At 64.8% G+C, this 14,839-nt stretch carries 6 protein-coding genes and 1 pseudogene; 2 read left to right on the top strand and 5 right to left on the bottom strand.

Going from position 1 to position 14,839, the window contains the following annotated elements; genetic code table 11:
* Positions 1–313: 313 nt before the first annotated feature.
* The gene (locus DWB84_RS12380; RefSeq protein ID WP_187410132.1) at positions 314–1,417 is read left to right on the top strand and encodes a diguanylate cyclase; all 1,104 of its coding nucleotides are present in this window, start codon (positions 314–316) and stop codon (positions 1,415–1,417) included.
* A 216-nt stretch (positions 1,418–1,633) separates the two neighbouring features.
* Positions 1,634–1,972: a helix-turn-helix transcriptional regulator gene (locus DWB84_RS12375; RefSeq protein ID WP_187410131.1), complete on the top strand. Its 339-nt coding sequence runs from the start codon at positions 1,634–1,636 to the stop codon at positions 1,970–1,972.
* Positions 1,973–2,153: 181 nt separating this feature from the next.
* Here the strand turns inward: DWB84_RS12375 and DWB84_RS12370 are convergent.
* The 5 genes and pseudogenes from DWB84_RS12370 to DWB84_RS12350 all read right to left on the bottom strand — a co-directional run.
* Positions 2,154–3,197 (bottom strand): annotated as a pseudogene (locus DWB84_RS12370) (ISL3 family transposase); the annotation flags it as partial.
* Between the two features lie 207 nt (positions 3,198–3,404).
* Positions 3,405–5,588 (bottom strand): DUF11 domain-containing protein, encoded by a 2,184-nt coding sequence (locus DWB84_RS19390; protein ID WP_187410130.1) that lies wholly within the window; start codon positions 5,586–5,588, stop codon positions 3,405–3,407.
* Between the two features lie 582 nt (positions 5,589–6,170).
* Positions 6,171–8,339, bottom strand: coding sequence for a DUF11 domain-containing protein (locus DWB84_RS12360; RefSeq protein ID WP_187410129.1), 2,169 nt, complete (start codon positions 8,337–8,339; stop codon positions 6,171–6,173).
* A gap of 2 nt (positions 8,340–8,341) precedes the next feature.
* Positions 8,342–12,094 (bottom strand): hypothetical protein, encoded by a 3,753-nt coding sequence (locus DWB84_RS12355; protein WP_222868172.1) that lies wholly within the window; start codon positions 12,092–12,094, stop codon positions 8,342–8,344.
* Positions 12,095–12,105: 11 nt separating this feature from the next.
* Positions 12,106–14,839, bottom strand: a 2,734-nt coding sequence (locus DWB84_RS12350) for an OmpA family protein (protein ID WP_187410128.1), incomplete at its 5' end; no start/stop codon positions are given.

The raw sequence follows: 14,839 nt of genomic DNA, 5'->3' as shown, positions 1-14,839 counted from the left end.
AAAAAAGCCCGTTCCCAAAGGCGGGTCGCAGCTTAAGTCAAAAATCTGTCGGCGCCAAATGCTTTCCTGGCTTGTATCTGGCTTTTCCCTGGTTTATCCCGGATTTATTCCTGAGTTTGCCCCTAATCTTCGGCGGCTTAGCTCAGCGAAACCAGCGTTCAAAATAATGGTCTAGGCCGAAACAGAGTTGCCAACCGGCCTCTGCTCCACCATTCTTTAATAGCTGGTGACCGGCACGCCTCCGCCGGTTTTATAAAAAAAGGCTTGGACACATGCAAAAGGGCCATTCAGTCATGACAGGCTTGTTCCATACATGAAGGTGCTTCTCGTCGACGACCACGGACTTTTTCGCCACGGGCTGGAGATGCTGTTGTCTTCGAACAACCAGTTTCAGCACATTCTGCATGCAGCAACCGGTCAAGAAGCCCTGGCGATGCAGGAGCAGCACTCCGACATAGATTTGGTGTTGCTCGACTACAACCTCGGCGCCGATCACGGCCTGGATGTACTGTTAAAACTCAAACAGCGCGACCCGGCTCTGCCCATTGCCATAGTGTCCGGTCGCGACGACCCGCAGGTGATTCTCAGCGCACTGGGCAGTGGTGCCAGCGGCTTTATCCAAAAAAATCTTGAACCGGATGAAATCATTGCGGCGATCAATCTGATTCTCGACGGTGGTATCTATGTGCCGGGCAATATGCTCGAAGGCGCCAGCGACAATGGCGCGACCTCGCGTCAGCAACATCTCAGCCGGCAGAAACAATTGCAGCACTTGGCGGAAATTGCCCGCCGGGTGATTCGCGAGAAAAATCTCGATGTGCGCGAACAGTCGGATATCGAAAACGAAATGACCTCGGCACTCAATCGTCTGGTCACCGAACTGCAACAGGATCGCACCCGCCTGGAAGTGCTCGCGTTCCAGGACGACCTTACCGGCGTCGCCAACCGCCGCCTGTTCCTCGAACGCCTCGAACAGGCCCTGCGCAACAGCCGGCGCAACAAAACCCATATGGCGCTGGTGTATCTCGACCTGGATTATTTCAAACAGATCAACGATAGCCTGGGCCACCAAGCCGGCGACGTGCTGCTGAAAGAAACCGCCCAACGCCTGCTGCGATCGGTGCGCGAGGTGGATACAGTCGCGCGTCTCGGCGGCGATGAATTCACGCTTGTTCTGGTGGATATCCAATCGGAAGAAGGCCTGCGCAGTCAGCTCACCCGCCTGCGTGCCACCCTGAAAAAACCGGTCGCACTGGAAGACGGCCAGGAATGCACCCCCTCTGCCAGTATCGGCGCCGCCATCAGCGACGGCGCCGAATCCGCCGCCGAGTTGATGAAGCGCGCGGATGAGAGTTTGTATGAGGTGAAGGCGAGTGGGCGGGATAACTTTGTGGTGGCGCCGCTTAGGGGGGGTTAAGTCTTTTTTATTGCTGCTTGAATGTCTTTTAGACGCTCAGTTGAATGCGTTTCGCACATCCATCTATTCGCCTCCTTGATCCATATATAAACCATTAGATGCCTTTATGATCTACATATGGATCATATTCGAAGGACTAAATTAAATTCTGCTAGAATGATCCATATATAGCCCATAAGATGGCTATATGATCCATATATAAGTCAAGGCGACGCCATGCCTAAAGTTTCAACGCGCACCTATTCCCGCTATAGCCAGGAGGCAATTGCTCTTCTGGGTAACCTTATCCGCACTGCAAGAAAAGAGCGCCGAATGACTGCGCAGGAGGTCGCCGAGCGTGCCGGGATCTCCCGTGGTTTATTGCAACGTATTGAGAAAGGCGATCCCAAGTGTGAGTTAGGTGCAACCTTTGAGGTTGCCACCATCGTCGGCGTCAAACTGTTTGATGCCGATGCAACCACGCTTACCCGGCATATTCGCCACACCGAAGACAAACTCGCACTGCTGCCCAAATCCATACGCAAAAGGACAAAGGATGTAGACGATGACTTCTAAGCATACGGACAGAGAAGCCTACGTTTGGATATGGCTACCCGATGCAATCGAGCCCGTGGTTGCGGGAAAACTCGAAGCTGATGAGCAGGGCAGCATCCAGTTCAACTACGGCAAAAGTTATCTGGAGCGAGCTGGTGCGGTTGCCATTTACGAGCCGGAATTACCGCTTAAAAAAGGTTCTTCACCCAAGTCCGGGGAAGGCCGCCCGGATCTTCAGGAAGAAGTAGGCGTCGTCCCGGTAGCCGTAGGCCACCCGCTTGATGACCTTGATCTTGTTGTTGATGCCTTCGACCAGATTGGTTCCCAGCGGCCAGCGGCAGTGGGCCAGGATCCCCGACAGGTAGGGCTCGAGCCGCCGCACGAACACGCGCAGCGGCTCCAGGCCGCTGCGCAGGGCTCGTCGCTTCCAGCTCTTCCACGCTTTCCAGGCCCATGCCTCGCGCCGGTAGCGCCATAGCCCTTTCAGGTCTTCTTTCAGCAAGTAGACCGTCAACAAGGCCTTGTTGGCCGCCAGCAGCTCTTTCAGCCGCACCACCTGCTCGTCGGGCACGTTCTCCCGATTACGAAGTAGCAGCCAGCGCGATGTCTTGACCACCCGCCGGGCCGGCTTATCGGCGCGCAGCCGGTCTGCCTCGTCCACCCGGACCCGGTCGATCACCTCCCGGCCGTACTTGGCCACGACATGGAACAGGTCGTAGGCGGAGTTCATGTCCATCGCCACGGCGCGGACCTGGGCGCAGCGCACCGGGCCCAGCAGCTCAAAAAACGGCCTGATTTCCGCTCTCGAACGCCCGCGCCCCACCCACAGCACCCGCTTGCGCTCGGGGTCGACCACCACGGTCGCGTACCGGTGGCCCTTCTGGATCGCGAACTCGTCCATCGCCAGCAGCCGCACGCCGTCCAGGTTCGGCGGGCCCAGCGAGCGCTCCAGATGCCGGAAGTCGATCGCTTTGACCGTCTTCCAGTCCAGCCCGAACCACCGGGCGGTGTGCCGCACCGATGTCCCGGCGCACAGCCGGGCCACGCTCTCGGCCAGCCGCCGGGTCACCCGGGCGTGGGGGTCTAGCCAGTCCAGTCGCTCAAGCCTCGGGCCGCAGCGCGGGCAGGCCAGGCGCAGCCGCGGTACCCACAATTCCACCGCGTATTCGAACAGCGGCAGGTCCCGGATCCGACGAACGGTCTGGTCGTGGATGGCCGCTACCGGCTGGTCACAGCCCGAACAAAGGCGCTCTGCGCCCTCTACGGGCGCCAGTTCCAGCACCGCCCAGGACTGGCCGGCCCCGTTTTGTTGCTTCGAGAACAACAATTCTGCCGGGTCGGCCGTGCGCCTCTCTCCCCTCAGTTGGGAGAAGAACCAAAAAAAACCGGGCTCCATCCGGAGCCCGGCCGCGAACCCGGGAACCTGGCCGTGAACCCGACTGCCGCTCGCCGGTCAATCCACCGTGCAGGTGACTTCGAACGTCACCGAACTGTTCGCCGGCAGGATCGGGATGGACAGGCCGCCGCCAAGCAGGTCGTTGATGTCCGGCGAGGCCGGGCAGGCCGCACCGCCGGTTTCGCTCCCGCACGTCACCAGCGTGCAGGTCAGTCCGGATGCCGGAACATCCTTCACGACCGAACCGTCGGCCGCAGACGGGCCCGCATTGGCGACCAGGATCGTATACACGATCTCTTCCCCGCCCAGCACCGCCCCCGTACCGCTGGTCTTGGAAACCGACAGATCGGCCAGGGGAACCGGCATGACTTCGAGCACCTCGTCGCCGACAAGATTGTCAAGATTGCTGGTGCCCGAGATGTTCGCCGCGGCATTGTGGTGCTCACCGACGACGTCCGAGGTCACGTCCACCGCGATCTGGCACGAGACCGCGCTTGCACCCGCGCCATCGATACTGGCGCCGACGACCTGGATCACATTCGTATTGGGCGTGGCCGTGACGCCCATGCCGCCCGGAAGGCTGCCGCTCATGGGGCCGCCCGAGGGGCAACTGGTGCGGATATTGGGCGTGGCCGCAACCCGGACCTGGGTCGGCAGCGTATCGGTGAAGTTGATTCCCGTCGCCGGATCCGGCGCATGGTGAGTCAGGTTGAATGTCAGGGTCGAAATGCCGCCGGTGACGATGGCCGAGGGCGAGAATGTCTTGGTCAACGCGGGCACGCCGTAGGCCAGGGTGAAGACTTCCCCGTCGGCAAGGGTGACATTGAAACTGATGTCGTTGCCCGACACCGCGCGCCCCGTGGTCACCACGCGCGTACCACCGTTGGCAAGATTGTTGTCGTTGTCGACCAGCAGGACGACACGGTTCAGATCGCCCCCCAACGCGGTTACACCACCGGCGGGCAACTGGAACCGGAGGCTGACCACGCCCACGCCGCCCGTGTTCTGTGCACGCCAGCGCCGGTTCAGCAGCCGCCAGCGGCCGTCTGCGGTCGTGCCATTGCCGGAAACCGTCGCGGCGGTGCTGGCATCCACCGCGCCGTCATTGCGGCCGACCATCAGGAACTGGCCTTCCTGTAATTGCGGTCCGTCGCCGGGCCCGTCGCCTGCGGCATTGGTCTGCCACGTGTAGACGAACGCGCCTGGCGATGCCAGCACGCCATGCGCCAGGGTCAGGATATCGAGCTGGTTCGCAAACGTCGTCCCGTTGCCGCCATTGACGCTGCGCGAGATCCGCTGGTCCAGCACGCCATCCTTGGCAATGCCGATCACGTTGCTGTGGAAGCCGGAATAGGCGGCGTTGTCGCCGTCCCACACCACCGAGCCGCTGCTGGAAACGTACTGGAAGTTGGTGGCGTTGCGCCGCGTAGCATCCGCATCCAGCGTGATGCCGTACTTGATGGCCAGATAGGAGGAGATCCGCTGCGCTTCCGCAGCCGTGACCTGGCGCGAGTAGTAGAACCCTTCCGCCAGCCGGCTGACGCCCGGGGTATACGAGTTGTTGCTCTCCGAATAGACGTAGCCCGGGAAGCTCCCGAGGCGCAACTGGTAGGTAACGTCGCCCCGCTCCCTGGTCGTACCGGAACCGGTCATGCCATTCCGGGTGTTGGCATGGCCCGAGCCCGTGCTGGCCCAGAAACCGTAGACGTTCGCCGTGGGGCCATTCTCGCTTCCAGTGGCGTAGTTCGCCTGGCCGGTCGTGGCGTTCTGCCGCTTGCCGAAATTGGTGGCATTCCACCGCATGCCCGTATCGCAGCGATCGGAACCGCAGTCCCCGAAAGTCGCTCCCACCGCGACCAGGGACAGCAGCATGTCGCTGACGAATCCCACGCCAAAACCGGAACCGGCATTTCGCGGCACCACGTGGTCGCGGTTGAGGTTCGAAGTCGACCCCATGTACGCCCGGCCACTGTAGTGCAGCGCTGGATTGAAGTTCATCGCGCCCGGGATGCGTTCCACGTTTCCGTTGGACGCACCGTCGTACTGTAGCGTCAGTTGCCCCACCCCTGCCGGCGTACAGCTCGCCGGCGCACGGCACTCCCAGGTCGGGCTGGCGCCGCCCGAAAAGCCGTGGGACGCCTCGTACCAGACGCTCAGGCCATTGCTCACGCCACCCGGCGCATCCTGTGCATGAAGCCCCTGCGGCAGGAGCCATAGGCACGCCACTGCGATGGCGGCCACGGCACTACACGATGCCCGTCGCGCCGGCCAGCCCGATGTTCTCTTGCTGCTACAAATGATCGAACGGTACGGATCCGGCCCCCCAAGCCGATCTCTCCGCAACACAACCCCCCCCTGTTCAACGCATTCCTCGACAATCAGTCGCCACCTGGTCAATCGCATCGCGATGGCATGCAGTCCATGCCATCACGCCCAGCCGGGTCCAAGCACCCGGAACAACCTCGAATCCCTTCTGCCCGGAACACACTGCAACCTGTTACCGAGGCTTGCCCCTGCCAGTTTCGCCATGCGAGCGGTCCAGTACTGCCACCCATATCCGGAAGCGACGGGGCTGACGCCGCCGTCTGCGATCAGGTGTAATGCAAACGATGGGCGTACACATTTTCCCGTGCCCCCGCACGGGAAACCACGCCATCTTTTCCCCTACCCCTGCCCGACACAAGCGGACCCTTGCAGGCCTGCGGCCGATTGCCCACCGGCTCGGGCCAGATACCCAGATTTTGCGTCGGAGGAAACTTCGCGGACACGGAAATCCGTCACAATGCAGACACTTGGCTTGCCACCCACATCAACCACGGCCACTCAATCCACCGTGCAGGTGACCTGGAACTTCACCGAACCGCCTGCCGGCAGGGTCGGGATGGCGATGCCGCCGCCCGTCAGGTCATTGACGTCGAGCGGCGGCACCGGGCAGACCGCGCCGTTCTGCTCGTCGCCACAGGAGACCGCCGTGCAGCTCAGGCCTGTACCCGGGGTGTCCTTCACCACCGCACCGTCGGCATCGCTGGGACCCAGGTTGCTCACCACGATCTGGTAGACCGTCTCCTCGCCACTTTGCACCGCATCGGACTCGTTGCTCTTCGTGATCTGCAGGTCCGCCTCAGGTGACAGTGGCGTGGTGACCTCCGCGCACTGCAGGTTGTCCGCGTCAGGGCAGGCCGGCAGCGGGTCCGGATCGCCACCGCCGCCAACGGCCACGACATTGGTGGCCGAACCGCTGGCCGAGGACTCGATCGCGACGTTGATCCGGACCGTGGCGCTGGCGCCCGGTTCGATCGGCGCTGCCGGGGTGAAGCTGCAGGTCAGCGTACCGGTAGCCGGCAGGGTGCCGCAGTCGATAGTGCCGTCGACGCTGGAGGCTGCGACCGCGCTGAAGCCGGCCGGCAGGGTGTCGACCAGGTTGATCGTACCGACGGTCGCGCCGGCACCGGTGTTCTTGATGCCGATCAGGTAATGGCCGTCGTCGCTGGTGCCCGACTGCCCGGGCACCAGGGTGCCCTCGACCGACTTGCTGGCGGCCAGCTGCGGCTGCAGCACGGTCAGCACCTCGTCGCCCACCAGGTTCACCAGGTTGTTGGTGCCGCTGATGCTGGCATTGGTGTTGTGGTGCTCACCGACGACGTCCGAGGTCACGTCCACCGCGATCTGGCACAGCAGCTCGCCACCGGTCGGTGCGCCGTTGACGCTGGCGCCGACGACCTGGATCACATTCGTATTGGGCGTGGCCGTGACACTCATGCCTCCGGGAAGGCTGCCGGTCATGGCGCCGCCCGAGGGGCAACTGGTGCGGATATTGGGCGTGGCCGCAACCCGGACCTGGGTCGGCAGCGTATCGGTGAAGTTGATGCTGGCCACCGCGTTGACGGTGCGGTTGTTGAGATTGAAGATCAACGTGGACACGTCGCCGGCACTGATGACTTCCGGCTCGAACTCCTTGGTCAGGTCCACCGCCCCCATGGCGAAAGTGAGGCGGTATTCGACAGTGAAGGTCGAGGCGCCGGCGGGGATGTCCCACTGCACGGCCATGCCGTTGTCGGTGTTGGGATTGGTATCGATCGCGTTGTTCAGGTCGCCGGTGCCGGTCAGGCAGCCGCCGGTGCTAGTGGCGCCACGGCATATCAGGCGACCGGGGAACTGGAAATAGCCGCTGAAATAGCGGTCCCAGTGCGGCGTCCCCGAGGAAGGCACGTACCACAGCGCCTCGAACTGCCCGCCCTTGCTCACACCGACGATGTCGGGCGTGCCGGTCGTGTTCCATGCCGAGGTCCGGGCGAAGCCCGGGCCGTTGTCGCCACCCTGCAGGTAGGTATCGACGTTCTGGTAGAACTTGATATCAGCGCCGCTGGCGGGCATCCCGCTGATGGTCACCCGCCTGGTGAGCCACATCTGCGGACGGATGTAGCTATCCACGATGGTCACGGTGATTCCGCTGTCGGCGGAGTTGGACGGGGTCAGTACCGTCGTCACCTCCCAGGGCGAAGCGGCGGTGCCGCTGCCGCTGATGCCGGATTGAGAGGTCTGGGTGAACGGCAGCGTTCCGGTCACGCCCGAGGTGAGGTCCGAGTTGTGATAGACGCGGGTCGTGTTGTTCGTACCGCGATCCACGCGCAGGTAAACGCTGTTGAAGAGAGCCCCCCCCCCGATCGGGGTTGCCGTAGGGTTGTAGACCTGCGCTTTCCCGCCCAGATACACCTGGAACTGGCTGTTGCTGCCCAACAGCCAGCGCAGGCCGTCGGAAGCGTCCGCAGCCGCGCCGCCGGTCGGGTTCACTTCCCGCTGGGTGCTGGCCCCGCTCGCTAACGCGGCGCCCGCCCACACCAGCGCCAGCACGGCGACCAGCGCGAGCCCCGCACGGCGCCCGAGGGAGTTTTCCGTCTTCATGGTGTTGTCCTGTCCGCCGCGCGGCAGCCCGGTCGCCCCGTTATCGGTCCGGAACGGCCGGCCTGCAAGCGGTTTGTGCGCGTAACCCATGATCAATAGCTCCCCACGAAGTTGATGAACCACCCTTTGTGGTCGTAGTCGAAGTCGGTCAGGTCGTCGCTGAACTCGGTGAAGTTGTAGCCCACGCCAACCCGGAAGTTCCTGCCGATGTCGCGGTCAATGCCGACCAGCCAGCCGCGGCGGGTGCCACCATGCTTCACGTCGAGCCAGCGGTGCTCAGCCAGGGCGTGCCAGTCCTCGGCGAACTCCCGACGCACCTGGACCGCGGCGAAGGTGGCGGTGGAATCCGCCCACTCGCCCTCCAGCCTGCCCAGGCGCACCGAGCCCTTGCGCCGCATCAGCTTGCCGGCCAGCTCCCAGTTGTCGTCCGGGTTCCACACGCCCTCCATCGAGAAGACGTGTGACTTCTGGTCGTAGTTGGCGACGTTGGGGCCCACCTGGCCCAGCGTGGATACGTCGTACAGGTAGGTGTACTTGCCCAGCAGCGCATAGCGCGTGGTGTTCCACGGGCGCCACGCGAAGCCGACGTTGCCCTCGATGAACTTCGCGCCGGCCTGCGGGTTCAGCTCGTCCTCGGTCTTCGAATAGTTGAACCGTGCGGCGACGCGCAGGCTATCGTTGACCTTGTGCATCAGGCGGTTCGTGGTCACCCACTGCTCGCGCTGCTCGGCGCCGGTGTCCTTCCGCCATTCGAGCTTGCTCTGCCACTGGGTGGCTTCCGACGTGCGGCCGCCATGCAGGCTGATCGCACGGCGGTCGATGACGGCGCCATCGGAGAGTCGCTCGAGCTCTGCATCCTGCAGGGTGAAGCCGAGGTTCCAGCCAAGGCCGGGGTAGAAGTCCATGCCGAAGGTGTGCGCCAGGCCGGACTCGTTCGGCGCCTTGAGGTACTGGCTCTCGTTGAACATGTTGACCTGGTTCGACAACCGCCAGCGCTGGCCCAGCGTCCAGCCGTTGTGCAGCCGGTCGCGGAACAGCGGATCGTAATCGCTGCGGTCGGTCGAATAGGTATAGGCACCGTAGAAGGTATGGTCGGGCGTCAGCCGGTACTCGGCGTCGATCCTGGCCGCGTCGCCGCGGTCGCCCGTCCCCAGCTCGGCTCCCACGCTCGACAGGTCACCGAACAGGTACTTGCCGCCAACGCGGAAGGCGTCGTTGTCGTCATAGGCGCCGCCATCGTCATCCACAGTGACCTGGCCCGCGGCCCACAGTTCCAGCCTCGTGCCAAACCTGTGCCGGTATTGCAGGGCGGCCAGCGTGCCGGTGGCATCGCCGGACGTACGCTCCTCCTCGACCCGGCGCAACTCGGCGCTGAGCGTGGCGTTGTCGTTGATGCGCCTCTCGCCCGTCAGCTGCGCCTGGCCAAGCGCCTCGGCGCCACGTTCGGCACGGGTGTAGCGCCCGTACAGGTTGAACGACGGCGAGAACTGCCCGAGCACCTCGACGCCATACTCCTTGACGTCCGCCCCGATGTCGAAGCGGGCGATCGAGTAGCCGGCATCAGCCCTGCGCCACCAGGCGCCCACGGACCAGTCAAGCGCGGTCCAGCCCAGTTCCTTGAAGTTGGCCCGCGCCTCGACCGCGGTCGCCTCACCCTCACGGGAGCCCAGGCCAGAATTGATCTCTGTGAAACTCAGGCCACCGTTGTCCGAATAGAACACCGGCGCACTGGTCGCCTCGGTTCGGCTGTGCTCGACCTTCAGGTAGGTGCCACGGCCCGCCTGCAGGGTGATGTCGGCCCCCATCAGCGAGTAGTCATCGCCGGCACGGTTCTCCTCGACCCAGGTGGCGCCCACGGCGACGTGGTCGCCAAGCCAGTGCCTGCCGCGGAAGCCGGCGGTCACTTCGTCGGGGTCGAACCCGCTCGGGATGTACTCGTAGTCGACTAGCAGGACCTGCGTGAACCCGTCCAGCGGCGAATCCATGGTCAGCGTCGGGATGTTCTCGCGCGTGACCTGCGCCAGCGGGCGGGTCAGCAGGATCCGGCCCTGGAACTCGTCGATCTCGTAGTCGGCGCCGCGAAGCAGTTCGACGCGCTTCTCGACGCGCCCCGTGGTACGGTCGCGGATCTCCAGAACCACCTTGTCCGAGCCGGGCAGGATGTCGGTGTGCCTGAGGTAGTACAGGCTGCCGCCCGTGCCGAGGAACTCGCTGTGCCCCGGAGCGGTCTGCGCCTCGGACGCGAACACGCGCAACTCGCTGCCCTGCTCCCCATAGGCGGTGGTACGGCGCGAACGCATGCTCGCCGCCGCGCCATACAGTGAACGGGAGTACTGCGCGTACTCGGTACCGGTAATGCCTGTGTGGTAGTTACCCCACAGCACCTGGTTCTTTTCCCAGTCGACGCGGACGTACAGGCGCCCCATGGTGTCCACGTCACGGTACGTCGTGGAGTCGTCACCGTAGACCGGGTAGTAGGCGTCCGGGTCGAGCCGGCGGAAGATGTCCTGCGGGTCGGCGTCCCAGAAGCCCTTGAACAGCCTGCTGATCTCGCGCTCACGGGTGTCCGCCTGCGCGGTGACCAGGTACTTGCCCTTGATCTTGCCCTTCAGGTAGAAGGCCAGCCGGCCCTCGACCAGGAAGCTGTCGTCGTAGCGCTCGTCGCCGGCCAGCGGCTCGATCGAACCGGTCACCTTGTTCCCGGAGAGGGTCAGGTCCGCGATGGCCACGGCAAACGAATACCTGCCGCTGACGTCGACCTCGAGGCTGTGCGTCACCTCCCGGCCATCCCTGTCCTTCAGGACAAGATCGAACCTGTGCTGGCCGATTGGCATCAGGTACTCGGCAACCAGCTTCCGCTCGAGGTCAACGGGATGGTTGCGGCCATTGATCGTCACCAGCATCCCCTCGGGGATGTTGCGGCCATGGATCCGCACCCGCGAGCCGTAGATCGGGATGTTCTGCAGGCGCAGGGTGTTCTGGCCGAAGATCGTGTCGATCTGGCTCGCGCGCTCGGCCTCGTCGGCGCCCATGGCCACACCGAACTGCTTCTCGGTGGCGTTGCGCTGGAGCTGGCGGCCACGCTCGGCCTCCTCCGGCGTGACCAGCTGCATGCGCCTCGGCCAGGTCTCGTCGTAGGCCCCGTCGGCGGCATAGGCCCGGGCGACGTAAACGAGCTCGTCACCCGGTCTGGCCTTGAAGCCGGACGGCAGGCTGCCATCCCACTCGACCTCGCTGACAGCAGCCACCGGCATTTCGATCTTCGCCAGGGGCGCGACCAGGTCAGCGTCGCTGGCCCGGTAGACCAGCACCTCGACACGCTCGATGAACGCCGGGTAGTTGTTGTAGGCGTAGAACCTGACCGGCCTGGTGATCCGCGAGCCGTCGAAGGGCACCAGCGACGGCGCGGAGAGGGTGAACTCGGGCACACCGAGGTTCGGGTCCTCGGTAGCCCAGATCACGCCACCGTTCGGCAGGTCCACCGACCACTTGCCGACCACGACGGCCCGGCCAGGCTTCTCGGCCGCGATGGTGGCACGGCGGTCGGGCTGGAGTTCTTCCGACGTGGACTTCCTGCTGGTGCCAACCGACACCGGGCGGTCGTAACTGCGGGTACGCAGCCGGAACAGCAGACCCTCGCCATCCGCGCACCCGCTGTCGTTGCAGTCCAGGGAATGCGCACCGGCGGCCTGGGCCCGGGCCGTCTCCCCGGCCAGCTGGGCCGGAGACGGTGCCGGGACTCCGCTACCGTCGCCCTCCCCGGCAACGGCCACGGGGGCGGCCATGCCTGCCAGCAGGCTGATCAGCGTGTAGTCGAGCAGCTTCATCTTCATACGCTTTTCCATGGCCTGCCCCCTCATTTCCGACCGTCCACAGGGGCTTTCGGATCGTTGCTGATGTCGACCCGGATCCTGGCTCTCACCTCCGGACTCAACCGTTTGACCAGTGCATCGAACACCGCCTGTGCGCGACGCATGCCGAGCTTGGCGTTGTATTCGTAGGAGGCACGTATGTCGGTATGTCCGACGATGGCAATGCTGCCACTGCCCATCTTCTCCAGGGCCTGCGCGACCCGGTCGAGCAGCGGCTCGAACTCCGGCCGGATGTTCGAGCTGTCGGTGTCGAACATCACCGCGCCGAGCAGCAGGCCACCCTCGTCCACGCCGATGACCAGCGAGTCCGGATCATCCTGCTGCGTGCGGGTGCTGACCCGCAGCGCCTTGGCCAGCTTGCCGTCGAGGCGCGACAGCAGCGCATCCCTCACCGCGGTCGCCCGGTCGAAGGCCAGTGCCTCGTTGCCGGCGGTGGCTTCGATCACGACTTCGCCACCGCCGTACTGGCGGACTTTCTCGGCCATGGCCTCGATCACCGGCATGTACTGCTGGCGGACCTCGGCGCTGCCGGGTGCGAAAAGCACCTCGCCCAGCTCCAGCTCGACATCCTTGCTGCCGCCCTCGACCAGGCCGGACGGCAGCCTGACGCCGAAGTCGAAGCGCACCGGCAGGCCGGGGGTGATGCGGCGCACCAGCGGGTTGTCCGTGGTGAACTCGCTGCCCGGCGGCAGGGTCGCGGGATCGACCTTCAGGATGAAGTTGCGACCACGCTCCCACAGGCCACCCTCGATGCCGACCAGATGATACCGGCCGAACTGGTCGGTCTCGACGATCAGGCCCTCCACCGAGGCAATGCGCACGCCCGGGATACCGCGCTCGTCGATGCCGGCGTTGCCGATCACGTAGTCGACGCGGTAGCCACCCTCGACCTTGCTGATGCGGCGCTCGACCACCGGCTCGGCAGCAGTCAGCCCCCTGGCGGCGTCACCGTTGTGCTCGACACGGGTGTTGCCTTCCGCATCCATGCGCACCGTGATGCCCTCCTTCGTGGTCAGCACGAAGTCGTCGGTGAACTCCGGCGCAGTCAGCAGCTGGCTCACCACCACCTGGTGACGCTCGACCGGATCGGCCTCGGACTGGCGGCCCTCGATCGTGCCGATCCCGATGCCGTGCAGCAGCGGCGAGCTGGCGTCGGGCTCGGGCCGCGGGCCATTGCCACGGTCCACCGTGGTCGAATTGGCCACGTACGCGCCAGGCGCAAAGCCACCCTGGACGTGGACACCGGTCATGGTGGCGCTGTCCTGCCAGCCGTCGCCGTCGCGATCGTTGAAGACCGTGCCGATGATCAGCGACTCGTCGAGCAACGGATCGGCGACAAGCTGCACGTCCGCCGTGGCGACATTGGAGATCACCTCTCCGCCATCCTCGACAACTGCGCTGTTGGTATGGATGCCGGCGCGGACACCCGCACCCACGCGCAGCAGGTAGGTCACGGTCGCGGTCTCGCCGGCGGCGATGTCCAGGCCCTCGACCCGGATCACCGGATACCTGCCGACAACCACGCCCGCACCATCACGGTCGGCCACCGTCAACGAGCCGTCGACGTAGGTGAAGCCAGCCGGTGGCATGTCAACCAGCGTGCCGTTGACCAGGTCGTAACTGCCGGTGTTCTCCATGACCACGGTGTAGCGCACCAGGTCGCCGACCCGGACATCACGCGGGCTCGCCTGCTTCACGATGCGCACGGTCGTGACATCCTGCTCGACCTCGACCACCACCTCGGACTCGCTCGTCACGGTGACCGTGACCGGATTCGCGGTGCCACTAGTCGCCGTGGCGGTCGCGATGACCATGTTGCGCAGCAGGCCATCCTCCACGTTCGTATCCTCGACCGTGATGGTGTGGCTGTAGCTCTCGCAGGTCGCCGACTCGCCCGGTGCCAGCTGCGCCGGCGCGCAGGTCAGGGTGACGGCCTCGCCACCATTGAAGCTGTCGGTCACGATCAAGCCATCGACCGTGACGTTTCCGACGTTGGTGACCGTGATCGTGTAGGTGACCACGTCGCCGACATTGCCGACGCCGGGCGTGCGGTTATCCACCGTGAGCGTGGCCGTCTTCACAGCCTCGATCGCGGGAACACCGACCGGATGTTCGGTCGAGCACACGTTGCAGACCGGATCCTCGTCGCCGCCGCCTGCCGCCACGACCACGTTGCCGATCGTGCCGGACGCCCCCGCCTCCACGACCGTGGCATAGGAGAACGTGTACTCACCCGGCGCCGTACCCGCCGGGAAGGTGCAAGTCAGGCCTGCCTCCGTGGCCGCACACTCGTCGGGCAGGTCGCCGGCCAGCGCCTGGCCGCCCGAGAAGGTGTCGGTCAGCACCAGATCCTGTGCGAGCGCCGAGCGCTCGATCTGGATGGTCAGGGTGTAGGTCACCGTCTGGCCGGCCAGCACCATCTCGCCGGACGCCGGATCGGACGATTTCACCACGGTCACCGTGGGCGCGGCCACCGGCGTGACCACCTCGCACTCGCCCGCGCACGACGGCGGCGGGCCGCTCGGGTCGTCGTTGCCACCCTGGGCCACCACCGCGTTCCGCACCGTGCCCACCGCGGCATCGGTCACCACCGCCGTGTAGCTCACCGTGTACGTGCCCGGCACCGTGCCCGCAGGCAGCGTGCAGCTCAGGCTGCCCGTGCAGGTGAACGGCGTCGCGTTCGCAGGATCCGTCGAGGTCTGCGTGCCCACCGCACCG

The organism is Saccharophagus sp. K07 (assembly GCF_014336955.1).
GTDB lineage: Bacteria > Pseudomonadota > Gammaproteobacteria > Pseudomonadales > Cellvibrionaceae > UBA5868.
Note: the sequence above shows the minus strand (reverse complement) of the source record. Positions and strands in the feature narration are given on the sequence as shown.